The organism is Methanopyrus sp. SNP6, assembly GCF_002201895.1.
Lineage (GTDB): Archaea > JAADCQ01 > Methanopyri > Methanopyrales > Methanopyraceae > Methanopyrus.
Genome location: NZ_CP019436.1, coordinates 705228 through 724088 on the forward strand (window position 1 = coordinate 705228; position 18861 = coordinate 724088).

The window sequence follows — 18861 nt, forward strand, 5'->3', positions numbered from 1 at the left end:
AAAGGCAGCCTTGACCTTCAAAACCGAAATCAGATTGGAAGAGGCCACCGAAGTTGTAGGAGAGCTTATGGAGCGACTAAAGCGTAGAGGTGATGTCCACGCCCCACCAGACCTACCTGAGGGATTTTTCCGGAAGCTGACCGTGTTAGCGGATGGTGACTCCATAGATCTCCAGACGTTCGTAGACATGGCGATCAGACACTTCGCCCGGCACGGCTACAAGAAGCCGCTCGATGCGTACGAACGCGTGATGGTGGCACGTGCTATCGTAGCGGAAGAACTTGCCAAGATTCTGTTCAGGGAGGAAGCTGACGAAGAGGCCGTCGAGTCACTCAGTAAGTTCATCCCACACGCTAGCGAGGAGGTTCGTGAAGAGCTGGAGTCACTGGTCGACGTTGTTGATGAAGGAGATATTCGAGAAGAACCAAGCCGAGAAGATCTCGAACGTGTTATCGAGACGTTCGGTTCGCAGCTATCCGACGAGGCGATCATGGACCTACTGAAGACAGCCATCTTCGGGCCCGAGAAGAAGCGCATGCTTGAGAACATTACCGACGAACAGATGGTAGGAAGTCTCCTTCAGCAGCACATCCCACGTCCGGTGATCGAGAAACTAGCTGAGCAGGGCAGACTAGACGTTCTCAACCGACTAGGGTCGCCTATCGAAAGTAAGGTCGAAGCCATAGCCTCGCCGCACGCTTCAGACTCGTACTCGACGGATCAAGAGGAACTTGAGAAGGCGTTCTCGGACGAGGCGTTCAACCGGCAGGCACGACAGATGTTTTCGGAGCTCGCCCGACGACTCAACGAACTCGCCGAACAAGTGGGTATTGAGCAAGCCCTGGAGCGCGCTAAGCGCGTCTCCGAGGCTATCCAAGCCGCTAATGACCGATGGGAGCGAGCCGCTAAGATGTTCGAAAGGGCGATAGAACGACAACTCACCGAACGAGGGCCGTCGTCCGATCCCGTTGAGGCGTACCGTCGTGGAGCTCCTATGGATCCAAACCACGTCAAGGATGAAGCCGGCCAAGACCCATCGGATTACACGGCATCACTAGAGCAGGCTCAGTTCGTGGTCGAAGGTATCGAGCGACGTGGTAAGTTCAGGAACCCACTCTTGAGCACAGTTCAGGCCAACGACATGATAAAATCGATCCCTAACCTCTCCGACGACCAATTCCGTCAGCAGGTGAGGAACCTACTGAGATCCACGATGAGGGAGCTCGAAGAGTGGGCGAAAGACGTAGGGCGAGATACAGTTCGACGAGTTTTGGAAGAGCTAAAACGAGCCGAGGAACATGGGTATTACGTACCGGAGGAACTTAAGGAGAAGATAAAGGAGGTCCTTCAAGACCTGCAAGATGAACCGGAGAAAGGGCGAGAAGATGAGAGTGACAGTGGAGGACCTTCAGTCGGCGCCTCTGAGTCGCCTTCGTTCGTATCCCAGGAAGTATCCGAGGAAGGAGAAGAACCGACCGATGGGGAGAGTGGTCCGATACCGACGGAGAGTGCCTCAGGAGTCGGTAAGGGCGGAGATCCAGCCTTCGCGATCGACCGATCGTTCCCGGAGCGCAAGAAGTTCCTCAAGATCCTACAGAGCGAATCGCTGAAGATCCTGGATGAAGGTCACGAGATATCGCGCGAGTTCGAGGACGTCGAAGAGGGAGAAGCTAAAGCGCACTTCGGGTGGCTGTACGGTTTCGATAGAGCCGATTTCCCGTACGACGTGGATTTCGAGCGTAGCTTAGAAGAGGGTTGCTTCAAGAACGTCCCACTCACGCTGTACCGCCGCGAGTTCCGCAACAAGGACGAACCTAAGGTAGCCATCCTGCTCGACTCGAGCGGATCTATGAGCGGGGACAAGATGGAGGTCGCCGCGACGCTAGCGGCAGCCCTGTTCGAGACCGTGGGAGTAGAAAACGTCGGCCTGTGGGCGTTCAGATCGGAGGTCCATCAACTTAAGGACTTCGAAGAAGTGATCAATCGAAGGAAACTCATCGAGAAGATACTAGGGATACCCGCCGGAGGTGGTACCGATCCCGTAAAACCGTTGATCAGAGTACTGGACTCACTAGAAAGCGTGGATCACGACAAATGCAAAGTTATCTACATAACGGATGCGATATTCATGCATGATGATTTCATTCGGATCAGAAACTTGCTAAGTGATCGCGACGATATTGAACTGTATGCGCTACTGATTAAAGACGAGTTCGAACACACGGGACCAACAATTTTCAAACGCATAACAGAAGAATTCGACGGTGGAGTAGTCCAAGTTAATCCAAGGGACCGTGAAGGTGTTCGCGAGAAACTCCGTCAATTCGTTGACATGATCTCAGACTAACCGACTAACGCCCGCTCCACTGCCTGCATTGTTTCCATGGCATCCTCTCGGATATCCTCGTACCATACCGAGCATTCACGCCTGCTCGTTTTTACTACCATCCTATCACGGTGCAAGCTCACGTTAATCATACCACGTACGTCCATACTTAAGCTTCTGAGGAAGTTATGAGCTAAAATGATGTCGTTAACATAGTCTGGATACAGTTCTCCGAGCGGAGCTCGGTACGAGATACCTTCCTTTTCCCAACTACGACGGAACTTTGTATGGAACTCACGGAATAGGTACTTCGAGTAGTTATGTTCAAGCAACACGACCTCAGTCACGCCAGCGTGAATCATCTGTGACGCTGCTTCTACGCTATGCCAATTTTCCAAAATGGACTCAACACTCTTTGGAAAGAACGCCTCGCAGCCCAATGAATTGACCCAACCTACCGCGCAACTGACTTCGAGTTCTTTCAATTTTTCAATATATTCCTTGTACGTGTCATAATGGCGGTCATCCACGAAACTTATCACGGCCATTTCGTCGTCCATTTTCCTCGTCATAAACGTCTTATGCGTCACTCGGAACTTTCTGATCCCAGATCGCATCAGCTGAGCGATAAACTGTGTCGGGATCGCGGTCTCTGCGATCATCTTCACATCGACTGCTCCGGAAGTGCCAACAAATCTAAGGTCTAAACTGTTGTCGTCTCCTTCAACCACCTCGAACCTTTCGAGGCCGGAGAGTTCATCATCGGCGATTTTAGCCAAGTGGGCTAGTGATTTAAGGAAGGGTGACATGAAAGGTCTTTTGACGCAAACTTCGATAGTTTCATCGGGCAAGGAGACTCGGATAGTGCTCCGATCTTCAACTACGGGGATCACGTCGAAGTTGACGTTGAATTCACGTGATAACGCCGAGAGTAGAGGTTCAATGTTCGCGTACATGATGAAGGTACTCCCCACCCTATTGGATGCAGTCGTTGAGGAAGTCAACGCCGATAAAGATCATTCGGAAACCTTCCGGACGGAGCCGTGGTCCGGGCAGCCGAACGAAGTCGTGGAAACTAGGTATATCCAGCTAGTACGGCGGCTCGTAAGGGAAGGGCGAAATGTCGTGCTCGTAGGAGAGCCTGGAAGTGGGAAATCCACGACGGCGATGGCGGCCTGCGAGAAGCCAGTCCCGGTGGTGTTGACTTTCAGTAGAAACCTGCCCGTTTCCATACTTAAAACTTTCGTCAACACTCTACGTGTGGTGGGTCCTAGGAGGCTGATCTCCGCCGATGCCGCAGTAGTGGGCGACGCGGTGATCGATGGCGAAGTCCGACGACTTCCCCTAATCGATGAATTCGTGGTGTTCTCGGTAACAATGGTTACGTGGTGTCTAACACGGGCTCTGAAGATTCCGATCATCGCCATGCTGGCCACCGACAAGAAATACTACGCCGAGACCCGGAAAATCTTGGAGCTCGCAGGATTCGAGGTGGTTGAGATAAGACCCGACAAGCACACAGTCAAGGAAGTCCTGCGCGCGCATGGACTCCAAGGTTCTCCTAGAACAAACAATCCTCGGGAAGAGCTCAAAAGGTTCTCCGAGCGATCGTCCAGCCTCTCTCAGTCCGACGAATAAGTCCCCTGGATTCCATCGACTCGAGTCGACGTTTGAGTCTGCTACGAGCGATCCGGAGTCTACGGGCGAGTTCTTCGGTACTCACGGACCCCCCTCTCGTAGAGTTCGTTCATGATCCGCTGCTCCAGCACGCGGCCGGTGAAGGGGCAGCCATCGTACTCCCGACATTCTATTCCGAGCATACACACCACTTTGTCCAAGTATTTTCGAATACCATACAGTAATGACCACGTCATTGGGGAGATACAGCAACTCTTCACCAACACGTCTTCAGGAAGTTTCGATCGCACTGTCCTGTATATAAATTCCAACTTATCCGGTGACGAGAGGGGCCCACGGGCCGGATCTTGAGCAGGGTTGAATTGGACGATCCTCTTTCTAGGGTTAAGGGAGAGAATCGACAGGATTCGTTCCGCGTCGGCTTCAGGAGGGACACCGGGTAGCCCGACAACTCCACCCACGAAGGTCACCTCGAGCTCGTGTTCGTGACACCATCGCACGACACGCCAAAACTCCTCAAATCCGCGACGACGCCCAGTGATCGCCTCCCACTCCTCCGGTGTGCGGCCCGAGAAGCTGAGTTTCAGATAGTCCAGACCGGCGCGCTGGAGATCTTCCAATAGATCGAGTGGTATGAGAGGACCCGTTCCGACACCCACGTCGACTCCTAGTTCCAGCTTGATGAGCTCCACAGCCTCCACGAGATCCGTACCGAGCGTGTGAGGGGAAGCTCCCTGAATTACTACTTCTCGGTTCCCCGCTTCAACTCACTTTTCCGCCTCGCGGAGGATCTTTTCGGGTGTCAGCTCGACATGATCCCGCACTAGGTTATAATAGCAGAATTTACATTTCATATCGCATCTAGTCGTCGCCACTATGCTCCCAGTCCGGGTTTTGGACCGACCCGTGATCACGCGGAGGAACGCCTCGACTTCCGGACCGTCCGTGGACAATCGAACAGGTTTGTTACTGTACTCGTAGTCGGTGCTCGGTCGTACCAGCTCCAAGAACCCCTCCTCGGTGAGGACAAACCCGCGATGAGTCGGTTCGATAAGCCCCTCGTCACGGAGGTCGTTGACTGTCTTGCTGATGAGACCCCGATTACCGCTCACCTCGTCCATGAGTTCACGGCGGGAGAGCGGACCCTTCTCCGTTAGTGTGCGGAGTACGCGCTTCCGAAGGTCACCACCATGTTTTCGAGAACGCTCCATAGTCCTGAACCCTTCGGACTCCGGTAATTTCACCGTTCCGTACGACAACTGAGCCCGGGATCGGGTAGCAGTTATAGTTACTGGCCATAGATTCGCAGTAGGCACCGGCGGACAGGAACACCACGAGGTCGCCTTCCGAAATATCGACGGGAAGCTCCCGGTCTTCGGCTAGCACATCCCCACTCTCGCACAGCGGACCGGCCACGGAGGCATTCTCAGTAGCCGAGTAATCGCAACCGTGAACGACGACTTCATGATAAGCATCGTAGAGAGCAGGTCGTATCAGGGCGTTTATACCGGCGTCAACGAAGACCCACTTTCGGCGTCCCCGTTTGACTTGTCTGACGCTTGTGACCAGAATCCCAGCTTCCCCCACTATACTCCGACCGGGCTCAAGGTACAGGTTGAACCCCGACGACTCGGAGTGAAGCTCCTTCAGGTCCTTCTTGAGTTCCTCCGCCAAATCGTGAGGGGACGGTACCTCTTCACCTCGGCGGTACCGAATCCCGAGCCCACCGCCGATGTTTAGGTACGAAATTTCCTCGATCAGTCCGGTGTTCTCGAGAAACGTTCGGACGGATCTCAACGCCTCTGAAAACGGACCCAAATCGGTGATTTGGGAGCCTATATGGTAGTGAAGCCCAAGGAACTCGACCCACTTCGATTCGATCATTCGCCTGCAGACTCGCTCGGCGATTTCCAGCTCGACACCGAACTTCGACCCTTCGACCGCGGTGGCGATGTGAGGGTGAGTGTCGGGACTCACCTTCGGGTTGACCCTGAGCGCCACTAATGCCTTTTCACCCTCACGCCTCGCGATTTTTTCGATACGTTGGAACTCCTCGAAAGAGTCGACGTTGATCACCCATGAGCGCTCCACAGCCGCACGGATCTCATCAGAAGACTTCGCGTTGCCGTTGACTACCACCGTCTCTGCTCCCAAATTGACCGCGATTTTCATCTCCCACAGTGACACCACGTCTGAAGCTCGAGTCTCGTTTATAATGTGCTCGACGAGATATGGATTGAAGTTCGCTTTCATCGCGTAGCATACGTACACGCGATCCGGGAACCAAGAAAACGCCTCCTGGTATTCACGGGCAGCCTCTACAGCAGCATCTGCGTCGTAGACGTACACCGGTGTTCCGGTACCGGCCTCCTCCAAGATTTCGTCGAGTTCTCGACCACCGACTTTGACCACCGCTACGTGTTCCGTTTCTATCAATGCGGGACTACCCCTTCAAGTTGGCGACCAGTAGCTCCACCGACTTAGGTCCGATGCCACTCCGGTCCGCCCAGGCGGCTAGGAAGACCACCAAGTCATCCGAGGCTCGGCCGAAGGTGTAGGCGACGGCACAACCCAGAGCTTCGAGGTCGCGTTTAAGACGTTCGAAGCCCAGCGGATCGAGGAAAATTTCACCCTGAGTGAAGGCGTCGACGGCCTCTAATGGGTTTTCCACGGGACGCACGGGAACGGGCTCTTCGTCAGCGTATTGGGCCTGAATGCGCTCCGCTACGAACCTCCCCAGTTCTTCTATCAGCTCCTTACCCTTCGGAGATTCCTGGTCGACCACCTCGACGTCGCATCGCTCAAGGACGCTCTCCAGGTATCCCTGCAAGTCGTCGAGGTCCCAATCCTCACCCCTACTCATACCGCGGACTATGAGGACGTCTACGTCATCCAATAGTGGCCGCGAGCCCTCGAAAGCGTCAAGTTCCGTCATGATCCTCTTAGCGAGTCGATGAATGTGGATTGGAGTACCGGGCACGATTAACTCCCCAGTTCTTTCCTTAGCTCTCCCATGGTAGTCACACGTTCCGCGAACGCGTCGTGTTTGTGGATGGACTCCTTGTTTATCTGGCGGACTATAACTACAGCATCGTCGGGAAGGTAGTCGAACCGTTTGACAATTCGCTTAATCATCTCGCGGACGCAATCCTCGACGAATTTCGGGTTCTCACACGCGGAGCACGTGACCTTAAGCTCGTCGGGCCTTTTCAGTAGCTCGTAAGTCGGAGCGCTCATGGACTCTTCTATTATTTCGATGATATCGTTGATGCTCACCCTGTGCACGTCAGACACTTCGATGAGTATAGTCCCCACTCCTCGCTGGTTATGGGTCATAGGATGCACGTCCTCATGCACTATCTTCTTGGCGAGTGCTTCCGCCTCTTCCTTCTCCAAATCGAGTTCTTCCATCAACCTGCGTTTCACGCGTTCTTTACCGTGCTCGCGCATCATTTCGAGGGCACACGGACACGCTGTCAGTCCGATTACCTCGGCTCCGACCATCTTTCTAGTCTTGATGCCGTTATCGGTCCTCTTGGACACCGCACGACCGATGATTTTGTAAGGTTCTTGAGTCGGGAGTCTCGTTACTGGAGTTCGCCGGGAAAGTATCAGTTCGCCGGTCATATAAACCTCAGATCGCGTCGCGTAATCATGACGTTCCAGGAGTCTTCGGGATATCCGCGAGCATAGGTCTTCAATGACGACATCACTCTCCTCGATCGACATCTCAAGCTCTTCGAGAACCTCCTGTAGCACTTCGTGACTGCGTGACATATGTATTCCTTTCTGGTGAGCGGGGAGATCCACGAACAGGTTGAACGTGGACACGAGTACAATGGGACGCTTTCCGCGACGCGGTACTTTTACGAGCTTCTTTATCCCGCTGATCCCGACCCGGGTTAGGTGAGCCGGGATCTGAGGGTCGGAACTTTGAACATCGGGAAAGCAAGACCGCAAAGGGTACCCTCCCCCAAGGAGATACGGCGCTCTCTATCCGATAGACGATAGTTTATACGACGGTTCACTGTTCGAATCGGAGGAACGTATCGTGTTGGGGTGTCGGGGTTGCCGATCAAGCTCCGAGTAGAAAAAGCCTATCCTGAGGACGTGGGTAAGCGCGCGGTACGTATGGACAAAGCCTCTCGGGATCGTGTTGGAGTCTCAGAAGGAGATCTCGTCAAAATCACCGGGTCGAAGACCACGGTAGCACGCGTCCTGCCGGCTAAGAAGGAAGATGTCGGTAAAGGGATAGTGAGGATGGACAAGTATGAGCGGCAGAACGCCGGAGCCTCTGTAGGCGAGCCAGTCGAGGTAGATCGGGCCGAAGAGAGGGTCGCCAAGCGCGTCGAACTGATGCCCACGGAACGTGTAGTAGTTCCGGTCCAAGCCGGACTCAAAGAGGAAGTCGAAGAGGAACTGACACGGGAACATGAGCAGGACATTTTGGAGCAGATTAAGCGTTACTTACGGTCACGTGCTCAGCAGGCGCCGATTCCCGCGACGCACCGGGATGTGATCCCGCTGGAGGTTCAAGGCAAGACAATAGCGGGACACGTGTTGATCAAGTTCCCAGACAGCCTGCTCGTCGTCGGGATCGAGCCCGAAGATGCCACCGTGATCGGTCCCGAAACCGAGATCGAGGTCAAACCGTACTCGGAGGACCTCGCGAAAGCTGCGGAAATCCCGGACGTGACATATGACGACATCGGAGGACTGGACCGGGAAATCGAGCTCATCAGGGAGTACGTCGAACTCCCACTAAAGCGACCGGAACTTCTCAAAGAATTGGGGATCAAGCCGCCGAAAGGCGTGCTACTCTACGGCCCGCCCGGTACCGGTAAGACCCTACTCGCCAAGGCCGTAGCGAACGAATGCGGGGCGAAGTTCTACTCTATCAACGGGCCGGAGATCATGAGCAAATATTACGGCGAGAGTGAAGCGAGAATCCGTGAAGTCTTCGAGGAAGCCCGTAAGAACGCCCCGGCGATAATCTACATCGACGAGATCGACGCGATCGCCCCCAAGCGTGAGGAGACCGGCGAGGTCGAACGGCGGGTCGTCGCACAGCTGCTCACCCTCATGGATGGACTGTCCGAAGACGAGCGTGTGGTCGTGCTGGCCTCGACGAACCTCCCGGACGATATCGATCCCGCACTTCGAAGACCAGGGCGGTTCGACAAAGAAATCGAAATCGGAGTTCCGGATAAGGAAGGCAGGAAGGAGATACTCCAAATTCACACTCGCGACATGCCGCTGGCCGACGACGTCGACCTGGACAAGCTGGCAGAACTCGCCCACGGCTTCACAGGTGCGGATCTCGAGGCCCTATGTAAGAGCGCTGGACTGAAGGCTCTGCGCAGGGCGATTCGGAAGATCGGCGCCAAGCTGGCCGAAGAGGGTGGAAAGGAAGAAAGAGAAGTAGCTATTAGGGTCTCGGAACTGTCGGACGAAGAGCTCATGGAGGTACTGGAGAAGGGTCTGGATCGCGCGAGGATTCCGGAAGAGAAAAAGCGTGCGCTCCGCCGCGTTCTAAGGGAAGTCGAGGAAGAGGAGGAAAAAGACGTCGAGTATACCGACGCGCTAGAAAAGGTGCTAGAAGCCGAGGAGATACCCGAAATCCGAGAGGAGTTAAAGGTCACCATGCGCGACTTCATGGAGGCGCTGAAGGAAATCGAACCCTCGGCGCTGCGCGAAGTCATCGTCGAGGTGCCGGACGTATCGTGGGACGACATCGGAGGGCTCGAGGACGTCAAGCAGGAGCTGAAGGAGGCTGTCGAATACCCGCTTAAGTACCCGGAAGTATACGAGAAACTCGGTACGAGGCCTCCTAAGGGTATACTGCTCTACGGCCCGCCCGGTACCGGTAAGACCCTACTCGCCAAGGCCGTAGCGAACGAATGCGGGGCGAAGTTCTACTCTATCAACGGGCCGGAGATCATGAGCAAATATTACGGCGAGAGTGAAGCGAGAATCCGTGAAGTCTTCGAGGAAGCCCGTAAGAACGCCCCGGCGATAATCTACATCGACGAGATCGACGCGATCGCCCCCAAGCGTGAGGAGACCGGCGAGGTCGAACGGCGGGTCGTCGCACAGCTGCTCACCCTCATGGATGGACTGTCCGAAGACGAGCGTGTGGTCGTGCTGGCCTCGACGAACCTCCCGGACGATATCGATCCCGCACTTCGAAGACCAGGGCGGTTCGACAAAGAAATCGAAATCGGAGTTCCGGATAAGGAAGGCAGGAAGGAGATACTCCAAATTCACACTCGCGACATGCCGCTGGCCGACGACGTCGACCTGGACAAGCTGGCAGAACTCGCCCACGGCTTCACAGGTGCGGATCTCGAGGCCCTATGTAAGAGCGCTGGACTGAAGGCTCTGCGCAGGGCGATTCGGAAGATCGGCGCCAAGCTGGCCGAAGAGGGTGGAAAGGAAGAAAGAGAAGTAGCTATTAGGGTCTCGGAACTGTCGGACGAAGAGCTCATGGAGGTACTGGAGAAGGGTCTGGATCGCGCGAGGATTCCGGAAGAGAAAAAGCGTGCGCTCCGCCGCGTTCTAAGGGAAGTCGAGGAAGAGGAGGAAAAAGACGTCGAGTATACCGACGCGCTAGAAAAGGTGCTAGAAGCCGAGGAGATACCCGAAATCCGAGAGGAGTTAAAGGTCACCATGCGCGACTTCATGGAGGCGCTGAAGGAAATCGAACCCTCGGCGCTGCGCGAAGTCATCGTCGAGGTGCCGGACGTATCGTGGGACGACATCGGAGGGCTCGAGGACGTCAAGCAGGAGCTGAAGGAGGCTGTCGAATACCCGCTTAAGTACCCGGAAGTATACGAGAAACTCGGTACGAGGCCTCCTAAGGGTATACTGCTTTACGGCCCGCCCGGTACCGGTAAGACCCTACTCGCCAAGGCCGTAGCGAACGAGTCGGACGCCAACTTCATCGCCGTCAGAGGACCTGAAGTTCTCAGTAAATGGGTAGGCGAGTCAATCCCGGGCGACGAGGTCGTCTGGGCGAAGGTCGACGGGGAAGCTAGGCTAGTACCCATCGAGGAGCTCTACGAGCTGTGGAAGGAGAATCGGGACATCGAAGTCGCCGCGCTGGCGGACGATGGTATCGTCTGGTCGAAGGTGGACCGGATCGCCCGGCACTGCCGCCGAACCGGTCTCGTGAAGATCATCACGCGCACGGGTCGTGAGGTCATCGTCACCGAAGATCACTCCGTCTTCACGGTCCGTGACGGCAAGATCGTGGACGTGCCGACCTCGGAACTGTCGGAGGGAGACTGGATCGTCCTGCCAGCGAGGCTTCCAGCCGGCGACTCGGACGAGATTGACGGAGTCAAGATCGACGAGGACTTGGCATTCCTGCTAGGCCTGTACGTGGCGGAAGGTAGCCTGACGAACCAAAAGGACGCCGTCAGGATACATAGTGAAGACCCGGAAGTGATCGAGGAGATTGACCGGATAGTGCGAGAGAGGGGCTGGGAAGGCCGGTACCACGAGAGTGATTACAGCTATTGGGTTAAGAGTCGGGAGCTTAGGCGACTGTGCGAGAAGCTGGGTACTAAGGCTCGGGAGAAGCGACTCGGACCACTCCTGTCGCTGAAGCCTGAGCTGCTCGACGCCGTATTACGCGGGTATTACACCGGCAACGGATCGTTCTCGGTGAAGCAGCACGGTCGGTCTGCAATCATCGAAACGACCGCGGTGAGCAAGCAGCTGGCCGATGAGCTTCTCATCGCGCTGCAGATCCTAGGCATCGTAGCGCGCAGGTACGAGTGCGACGACGCGAAAGGAAGCACGGAGCACCGCATCATGATCACCAAGTCGGAGCACATCCGCACGTTCGTGGAGAAGGTCGGGTTCGCGCAGTCCGAAAAGAACGAGCGGATCATGGAGTTCCTAGCGAAGAAGAAGTGGACGAGGGGCCATTCCGACATCCCGACGGAGCTCGTCGGAAGCCACTACGCTCACGTCGAGGTCGAGTACATTTCGGATCGTGTCGCCACGAACGGTGGTCTCATAAAGGCGGAGCTCGGGCACCTGTACTTCGACAAGATCAAGGAGATCGTGCCGCTGGACCGTGACGATGAGTACGTGTACGACGTTGTAGAGGTGAAGCTGGGCCACAACTTCGTCGGAGGCCAAGGAGTCCTGCTGCACAACTCGGAGAAAAGGATCAGGGAGATTTTCCAGAAAGCCCGACAGACTGCCCCGTGTGTGATATTCTTCGACGAGATCGACGCGATCGCCCCCAAGCGCGGTATCGAGGCAGGAGGTTCACGCGTCACCGAGCGTATCGTCAACCAGCTGCTGACGGAGATGGACGGTATCGAAGCTACCGAGGACGTCTTCGTGATCGCGGCGACGAACCGTCCGGACATCATCGACGATGCGCTATTAAGGCCAGGCCGCTTCGACAGGGTAGTATACGTACCACCGCCGGACGAGGAGGCGATGAAGGAAATCGTGAAGATCCACACCCGAGACATGCCACTGGCGGAAGATCTAACTATCGACGACATCGTCGAGGTACTTCGGAGGAGAGAACGTGAAGAGAACGCGAAGTACACCGGCGCCGATATCGAAGCTGTCTGTATGGAGGCGGCGATGTTGGCGCTTCGCGAGGTACTCGATGAGCTGGAGAGGATTGAGAATGAGTCAGAGACCGAGGAAGAGCTCGAGGCCAGAAAGGAAGCACTACTTGAGGAGCTTCGGGTGGAGCGGAGACATTTCGAGAAAGCCGTTGAGAAAGTACCACCTTCCGTCTCCAAGGAGAAGCTGGAGGAGTACGAGAAACTGAAGGAGGAATATCAGCACCTCGCGGGGTGACCTCTCCCCTCGCTCCTCCTCACCGATCACATGCTTCTACGACTGTGTAGATGGCTGAGACTCTTAGGTTATCCTACGATAGCCGCCCATGAGATAGTCGATCCTACGAAGGTCGAGGACGAAGACGAAGTGCTGCTAGAATTCTGCCGAGAACACGGGGCCATATTGATCACGAGAGACCGACAGCTAGCCCGAAGGACTCGGGCCGTTCTAATCACCGCCAATAGTGTACCGGAACAGATAGCCGAGACGTTAGAGTTCTTGGGAGACGAGGCCTTCCTAGACCCGGATGAATCACGATGTCCCGAGTGCAACGTACGGGTGCGACGGACGGAGGTGGATAATCCAGGACCATTCGAAGTGACGTGGGAATGCCCCAAGTGTCGGCGTAAGTACTGGGTCGGCGGGCATTGGCGAGATATGGAGGAGACTATCGATCGAGTCAAGGAAGTACTACGCCGAGTGTCGGATCCTCAAAGGGGGCATCCACGTGGGTGAAAAATTGACAGTGGAGGAGGGAGAATTCCTTGTCCGCCTCGCGCGGAAAGCGATCGTCCATTACCTTGAGTCAGGCAAAAAGATCGAGGAAAAGCCTCTAACTCAACGACTCGAGGAAAAGCGTGGAGTCTTCGTCACACTTAAGAAGTACCCGAGCGACGAGCTGAGAGGCTGTATCGGGTTCCCGGAGCCCATCAAGCCGCTCGTGGAAGCTACCGTAGAAGCCGCGATCAGCGCAGCCACTGGGGACCCGAGGTTCCCGCCTATGCGCGACCTTTCGGAGATGGAGAAGATTAAGGTAGAAGTCAGCGTGTTAACACCGCCTAAGAAGCTTGAGGTTGATAACCCGAAGGAGTACGTCGAGAAGATCGAGATCGGAAGGCACGGCATTATAGTGCGCCGCGGAGCCCGATCGGGGCTCCTGCTGCCGCAGGTACCCGTAGAAGAAGGTTGGGACGAAATAGAGTTCCTGTCTCATGCCTGTCTCAAGGCGGGCTTACCACCGGACTGGTGGTGTTCTTCGGATTGCGAAATCTACGTGTTCGAAGCGCAAGTGTTCGAGGAAGAGAAGCCAGAAGGGCCGGTCCGGGAAAGGGACCTAGCCGAGGAGCAGTGAACCGCTGATCCGGAAGGCCTCGAAGGCTTCCGCGTATCTAACACCTATCTCCATCCCACGGAACTCCGCCGTCTTCAAAACCATTTCTTCACTGATCGCCCCACGTTCAACCTGAGAGCGATGCACCCTAACGGCTTCCAGCTTCTTCTCTAGCACGTCGGTGACGTCGACGTAAACTACTGGTTGAAACCCCACCGTGGAAGGTCCTTCTCCCATTAGCACGGTCACCTCTGGGAACTTGCTGACGGCAGACGTTACTATTCGGAACGTGCGGCGATGGTCTTGGTGCGTGTCGTTGGGTGAGTGTGTGAATACAACGTTCGGCTCGAACTTCGAGATCAGTCCCCGGACGGCATCGATACTCTCGGGATCGACGGAGATCCTACCGTCTTCATGGTTTAGGAATTCGACCCGGTCGACACCGAGACATCTAGCACCCTCGAGAGCCTCACGCTCCCGGACTTCCTCGTCGCCACCGTTGTTTCCCTTACTCATTATGACTTCAATGACTCTGTGCCCCGCTGAGGAAAGCTTACGCACAGTTCCGCCACAGTGAACTTCCATGTCGTCTGGATGCGCGAATACCGTCATGACGATCAATCATGATCGTCCCCCTCCGAAGCGCGAGTGGGACTGTACCAAACGTTACCACGGATCGCAAGCCAGACTAGGCCGTACACGGCGGCCCATTCGACGAAGAACGTCCACATAAACTGGCAAGGAATAACGGCGAGAGCCCAGAGTGGTCCCCTACGATCTGAACATTCTAGTGCAGCAAGGACAGAGTAAATCACGCGACCGGTGATGGAAATCAATATCGTCCATGGATACATCAGCGGGAGAACATAAGTGGTGAGGAGCGACGCCAAAAACGATCCCAGGACGAAGACTGCGAACCCTATCCCGGGAAGATTCCGAGATCGGAGTGCCTCTGCGCAAGCTTGGTACATTCCCGCCCACCAACGTGACTGCTGGAAGAAGTTCTCCTTCAGGCCGGCCGGGTCATCCATCCACACCTCTAAATCAGCCCGATATACGAACCCGACCTTACGCCAAGTATGGGTCAAACCGAGTGTTACGTCCTCAGCGAGATTTTCGGGGAGCCCTTCTTCGAGGAGAAACGTCGCCTTGAACAGAGTGCCTGTGGTGAAGACTGGGGCCGACCCGACGACGTTCCCCCAGAACGATATTCCAGAGCTGACGACGTCGAACTGAAGCCCCACCATCAATCCTGTCAGGTTCCTTCCACGGTATCGGATTCTACCGAAGGCTAGGGTAGCATCCTCCTCGAGCAGCTCACGGATGTAGCGGTCGGAACTGAGCTCGTCCCCGGCGTCGATGAGGAATACGTAGTCGGCGCGGACGCTCACGCGTTTCAGAGCGTTGTTGACCGTCTCACCCTTGACGTTGCCTCCCGCCTTCACTACTTCCACGATGTCGTCGTCGGCGAACCGCCGCGAGAACCGTCTGTGATCATCTTCCGTCCCGGCAGCAATTACAATCTTCTCGATTTCGACGTCCTTCTGTGATAAGACGGAACGGAGAGGTTTCTCCACGGCTTCCGCTGATTCGTGCTTAGCTGGTATCAGTACGGCGATGCGGTCCAACTGTGGTTCCCCGGATGTCAGTGTTCTCGACACATGGCTAGGAACTCGTCGAACACCCACTTAGTATCCCAAGGGCCAGGACCTGCCTCTGGATGGAATTGCACGGAAAACGCCGGAGCGTCCGTATGAACGACGCCTTCGACTGTACCGTCGTTGACGTTAACCCAGCGGATTCTCAGTGGTGTGTCTCTGAGACTGTCCGAATCCAGTGCGAATCCATGGTTTTGGGAAGTGATGTAAACTCTACCTTTATCGAGATCCTTGACTGGCTGGTTCGCTCCACGGTGCCCGAACTTCAGCTTGAAAGTGTTGCCCCCCTCTGCGAGTCCGAGGATTTGATTGCCTAAGCATATACCCATCAATGGAACTTGACCTATCAGTTCACGGACGGTTTCCACGGTCTCCCTGACGCGTTTGGGGTCACCCGGCCCATTTGATATTACGACACCGTCGGGATCGGCGTTCATTATTTCCTGGGCCTGGGTGTTGTATGGGACTACGGTAACGCCGGCGCCGCGTTTGGCCAGCTCACGCAATATGCTCCTCTTCACTCCACAATCTATGACCACGATCTCCGGTTTCCCGTCGGAGAACCGGTATTTCTTACGGGTCGAGACCTGCGGTACCAGGTCCATCTCCGAGATATGGGGGACTTCTCGCACTCGCTCCAGTAGTTCTTCGTCAGAAGGTCGGTCTCCTTGTTCGTAAGGTACCAGAACCCCTCTCATGGCGCCTTCTGTCCGGATTTTCCTCGTAAGCATCCGCGTGTCGACGCCCGAGATCCCAGGAACGCCGTGGTCCTGGAGGAATTCGTCCAATGTGATTTCGGCACGCGGATGGGTAGGACCATCGTGAAGGTATCGCACGACGAAGCCCTCCACTTGCACCCGATCGGACTCGCCGACCTCCGGTAAGATCCCGTAGTTACCTTGCATCGGGAACGTCATGATCAGGATCTGTCCGCGGTAGGACGGATCTGTTAGAGCTTCCTGGAAGCCGGTGTGAGAAGTGTTAAACACGACTTCCCCTTCGGCCTCGTGCGGACTCCCGAAAAGTTCGCCATGTACTACCGTCCCATCCTCAAGCGCGAGTGCCGCCCTCAACCGGACGAACCCTCGGAGTTCCCTAAGATCTTAGTGATAAAAGCTACACCGGGGAACCCACGTTGATAAGGGAGCTGAGACCGCTGCTGCGACGGGTGTCGGACGCCAGGATAGCGTCACTCAAGAGGAAATGGGACGAAGCCTCTACTAGCATCTTTGTACGCGGTGCGATCGAAACGCTACGACATGCGCTCAGGAGGACCACCGGGATCGATCCCGAAGCATTGGCGGGGGCCGCGACGGCGAGAAGAGGCGACCACGTCGGCCCGCTCCGGAACTTAACTCGGGTGTTGGAGGGTAGGGCCGAACACCTCGAGGTGAGGGCACTCCAACTGTACAAGGCAGCCGCGTGGGACCTACTAGAAGCCGAGGAGAAGCACTTGGGCCTCGGTGTCGCATTGGACATTGAGGGGGGTAAAGTCGTCGTTCGTCGGAGTCCCAACGTCCGGGAGTACATACCGATCTCTCAACGTTACGATCTACCGGACGACCCGCACGAGTTAGCGACGCTTTTAGTGGAACGTTATGACTTGGACTTCGTCTACGTTGCGGACTTGGACGCCATTTTGCGCGGTAAGCCTGCGGATATCTCGGATGTCCTTGAATCGTTAGAGAAGCCTATCTTCGTGGACGTGGGAGCATGTGAACCCGACCTTCCGAGTCACGCCCACAGGGTGATCCCCACGGAATGCTATGATGATAAGAGCGAGTACATCGAGGATCTAGAGGAAGACGAGAGTGCCGTGGCAGGGCTGGACTTGAACGGCTCTGAGATCCTCGGCAACTGGGACGGCGTGGGCGACTTCTTGAACGCCGTGGTGGATATAGTGTACAGACGCGATCCGGGCGTGCTCGTGATCGACGTCGGTGCAGTCGGTTCGAAGGAGGGACCGCCGTACGAAGCCGCGGCGTCCGTCGGGATGTATTCTACGGTCTTGATCGGAGGGGGCGTCGGGCATCCGGAGCACGTGAAGCTGGCTTTGGGTACCCCAGGCGTTTCGGGCGTTATCCTCGGGACCATACTCTTCGAGGGGGAGGATCCCATGAAGCTGGAACAGGCGCGCCGAGAGGGTAGGCGGCTACGAGTCCACCACATGGGGTTAGAGGAGGAGTACTTGAACCTCATCAAAGAGGGTAAAAAGACCGTAGAAGGGCGTGTGAAGGACGACAAACGTGCCAGGATAAAGCCCGGAGATAAGATACTCTTCAACCGCAGGCTTCTCGTAAAGGTGATAGACGTAAGAGAGTACGACTCATTCGAAGAGATGTTGAGGGAAGAGGGGCTCGAAAACGTCCTTCCGAACGTGGACTCCATCGAGGAAGGTGTAGATATATACCGGCGCTTTTATTCGAGTGGGAAGGAGAAAATGTTCGGAGTGTTGGCGATCGAAATAGAACCGATCATGGATCTCTGGGAAGGAATCTGTGACTGAACATCACTCGAGGATCGGACCTTCAGGACTAGGGATGAAACCTATCCGCTCCAAGAACTTGTCATCGTATATAAGCTCCACTTCACAGCCTCGCAGGTACGGTCCTACTTTGGCGAGGACGCCGGGAGCGTCGACGCCTTCATCGAACACCACTTCGCTCTCCAGAAGCCCCCATCTTTCGATCCGGATGACGCGTCGCCCGAAGCCGGCGCGGTTCAATATCCTCTGAAGGCGTTTCCGCGTGACACCGGTTACGATCATTCTATCGTAATGATCTGCCGCCATCTCGAGAAGGTATTCAACCTGCTCATCGGTGAGTTTCGCTTCGATCTCACCACGTTCCTCGTTCACCTCGACGATCTCCACCTCTAGAGGCATATTCTCGACGAAACCGAAACTCCTACCGATGTCACGTATCGACGCCTTCTCACCGTCCAGGAGTTGCTCACGGAGTCTGTAGAGTGGTACTAGCGCGTCCACGACTTCGGGACCTACTACTCCGATGTCTACGTAGACACCGTAGCCGACGCGATACAAGTCCACGATCCGACCGTAGATGATGTCGCCCGGGGAAACGTCAAACAACGATCTTACAGTGTCGAACTCTTCCACGATTTCTTCTACAGCTTCTTCCACCTCAGGGCCTCGAATGCGTAGCACTGCCCAAGCCCTGAAATTTTTCCTGATCTCCTCAAGTTCGGCGTCGAACTCAGATATAACGTTTTGAACCTGGGTACGGAGTGACTCCTCGGCACCGCTGTTCCGGTACAACTTTTCCAGTATAGTCACATCCACAACGGACACA

At 55.6% G+C, this 18861-nt stretch carries 15 protein-coding genes and 2 pseudogenes; 6 read left to right on the forward strand and 11 right to left on the reverse strand.

The annotated features are described in order from the left end of the window. The first annotated feature begins 10 nt into the window (after positions 1–10). On the forward strand, positions 11–2347 hold the full coding sequence (locus BW921_RS04040; RefSeq protein WP_168168728.1) for a VWA domain-containing protein: 2337 nt from the start codon (positions 11–13) through the stop codon (positions 2345–2347). On the opposite strand, the gene BW921_RS04045 is transcribed toward BW921_RS04040, so the two are convergent. Next, positions 2344–3282: a hypothetical protein gene (locus BW921_RS04045; RefSeq protein ID WP_088335644.1), complete on the reverse strand. Its 939-nt coding sequence runs from the start codon at positions 3280–3282 to the stop codon at positions 2344–2346. The genes BW921_RS04040 and BW921_RS04045 overlap by 4 nt on opposite strands. Here BW921_RS04045 and BW921_RS04050 point away from each other — a divergent pair. Continuing rightward, complete coding sequence (locus BW921_RS04050) at positions 3269–3964, forward strand: hypothetical protein (protein WP_148688671.1); 696 nt, start codon at positions 3269–3271, stop codon at positions 3962–3964. The two genes, BW921_RS04045 and BW921_RS04050, sit on opposite strands and share 14 nt — an antisense overlap. On the opposite strand, the gene BW921_RS08050 is transcribed toward BW921_RS04050, so the two are convergent. From BW921_RS08050 to mptA, 6 genes and pseudogenes are all read right to left on the reverse strand, one after another. Continuing rightward, positions 3915–4049 (reverse strand): winged helix-turn-helix transcriptional regulator, encoded by a 135-nt coding sequence (locus BW921_RS08050; RefSeq protein WP_148688672.1) that lies wholly within the window; start codon positions 4047–4049, stop codon positions 3915–3917. The genes BW921_RS04050 and BW921_RS08050 overlap by 50 nt on opposite strands. Then, positions 4024–4710, reverse strand: a pseudogene (locus BW921_RS04060) (radical SAM protein); the annotation flags it as partial. The gene BW921_RS08050 and the pseudogene BW921_RS04060, both read right to left, overlap by 26 nt. A gap of 21 nt (positions 4711–4731) precedes the next feature. After that, positions 4732–5175, reverse strand: coding sequence for a winged helix-turn-helix transcriptional regulator (locus tag BW921_RS04065; RefSeq protein ID WP_168168729.1), 444 nt, complete (start codon positions 5173–5175; stop codon positions 4732–4734). Beyond that, positions 5147–6400: a diaminopimelate decarboxylase gene (gene lysA, locus BW921_RS04070; protein WP_148688675.1), complete on the reverse strand. Its 1254-nt coding sequence runs from the start codon at positions 6398–6400 to the stop codon at positions 5147–5149. The genes BW921_RS04065 and lysA overlap by 29 nt, the downstream gene beginning before the upstream one ends. Before the next feature lie 7 nt (positions 6401–6407). Then, positions 6408–6944: a DUF2120 family protein gene (locus BW921_RS04075; RefSeq protein WP_088335648.1), complete on the reverse strand. Its 537-nt coding sequence runs from the start codon at positions 6942–6944 to the stop codon at positions 6408–6410. A gap of 2 nt (positions 6945–6946) precedes the next feature. Continuing rightward, positions 6947–7924, reverse strand: coding sequence for a GTP cyclohydrolase MptA (mptA, locus tag BW921_RS04080; RefSeq protein WP_148688676.1), 978 nt, complete (start codon positions 7922–7924; stop codon positions 6947–6949). A 108-nt stretch (positions 7925–8032) separates the two neighbouring features. Here mptA and BW921_RS04095 point away from each other — a divergent pair, with 108 nt between their 5' ends. From BW921_RS04095 to BW921_RS04105, 3 genes and pseudogenes are all read left to right on the forward strand, one after another. Beyond that, positions 8033–12799: an AAA family ATPase gene (locus BW921_RS04095; protein WP_210400425.1), complete on the forward strand. Its 4767-nt coding sequence runs from the start codon at positions 8033–8035 to the stop codon at positions 12797–12799. A gap of 27 nt (positions 12800–12826) precedes the next feature. Further along, positions 12827–13297, forward strand: a pseudogene (locus BW921_RS04100) (Mut7-C RNAse domain-containing protein); the annotation flags it as partial. Further along, a complete protein-coding gene (locus BW921_RS04105) occupies positions 13290–13913 on the forward strand; it encodes a TIGR00296 family protein (protein ID WP_148688678.1) in 624 nt (207 codons plus the stop codon). The pseudogene BW921_RS04100 and the gene BW921_RS04105, both read left to right, overlap by 8 nt. Here the strand turns inward: BW921_RS04105 and BW921_RS04110 are convergent. From BW921_RS04110 to carA, 3 genes are read right to left on the reverse strand one after another with little or no spacing between them, the layout of a single operon-like run. Continuing rightward, positions 13896–14504 (reverse strand): PIG-L deacetylase family protein, encoded by a 609-nt coding sequence (locus BW921_RS04110; protein ID WP_236953797.1) that lies wholly within the window; start codon positions 14502–14504, stop codon positions 13896–13898. The two genes, BW921_RS04105 and BW921_RS04110, sit on opposite strands and share 18 nt — an antisense overlap. Before the next feature lie 5 nt (positions 14505–14509). After that, positions 14510–15520: a glycosyltransferase family 2 protein gene (locus tag BW921_RS04115; RefSeq protein ID WP_168168730.1), complete on the reverse strand. Its 1011-nt coding sequence runs from the start codon at positions 15518–15520 to the stop codon at positions 14510–14512. A gap of 17 nt (positions 15521–15537) precedes the next feature. Then, positions 15538–16623 (reverse strand): glutamine-hydrolyzing carbamoyl-phosphate synthase small subunit, encoded by a 1086-nt coding sequence (gene carA / locus BW921_RS04120; protein WP_148688681.1) that lies wholly within the window; start codon positions 16621–16623, stop codon positions 15538–15540. Positions 16624–16685: 62 nt separating this feature from the next. Between carA and BW921_RS04125 the strand changes: the two genes are divergently transcribed. Continuing rightward, positions 16686–18056, forward strand: a complete 1371-nt coding sequence (locus tag BW921_RS04125) for a HisA/HisF-related TIM barrel protein (RefSeq protein ID WP_148688682.1) — start codon at positions 16686–16688, stop codon at positions 18054–18056. A gap of 3 nt (positions 18057–18059) precedes the next feature. On the opposite strand, the gene BW921_RS04130 is transcribed toward BW921_RS04125, so the two are convergent. After that, complete coding sequence (locus BW921_RS04130) at positions 18060–18860, reverse strand: DUF2110 family protein (protein ID WP_148688683.1); 801 nt, start codon at positions 18858–18860, stop codon at positions 18060–18062. Position 18861 lies beyond the last annotated feature (1 nt).

Coding starts and splice junctions, on each gene's coding strand:
- BW921_RS04050 (WP_148688671.1), top strand. CDS start 3,269: ATGTTCGCGTACATGATGAAGGTACTCCCCACCCTATTGGATGCAGTC.
- BW921_RS04045 (WP_088335644.1), bottom strand. CDS start 3,282: ATGTACGCGAACATTGAACCTCTACTCTCGGCGTTATCACGTGAATTC.
- BW921_RS04065 (WP_168168729.1), bottom strand. CDS start 5,175: ATGGAGCGTTCTCGAAAACATGGTGGTGACCTTCGGAAGCGCGTACTC.
- BW921_RS04110 (WP_236953797.1), bottom strand. CDS start 14,504: ATGACGGTATTCGCGCATCCAGACGACATGGAAGTTCACTGTGGCGGA.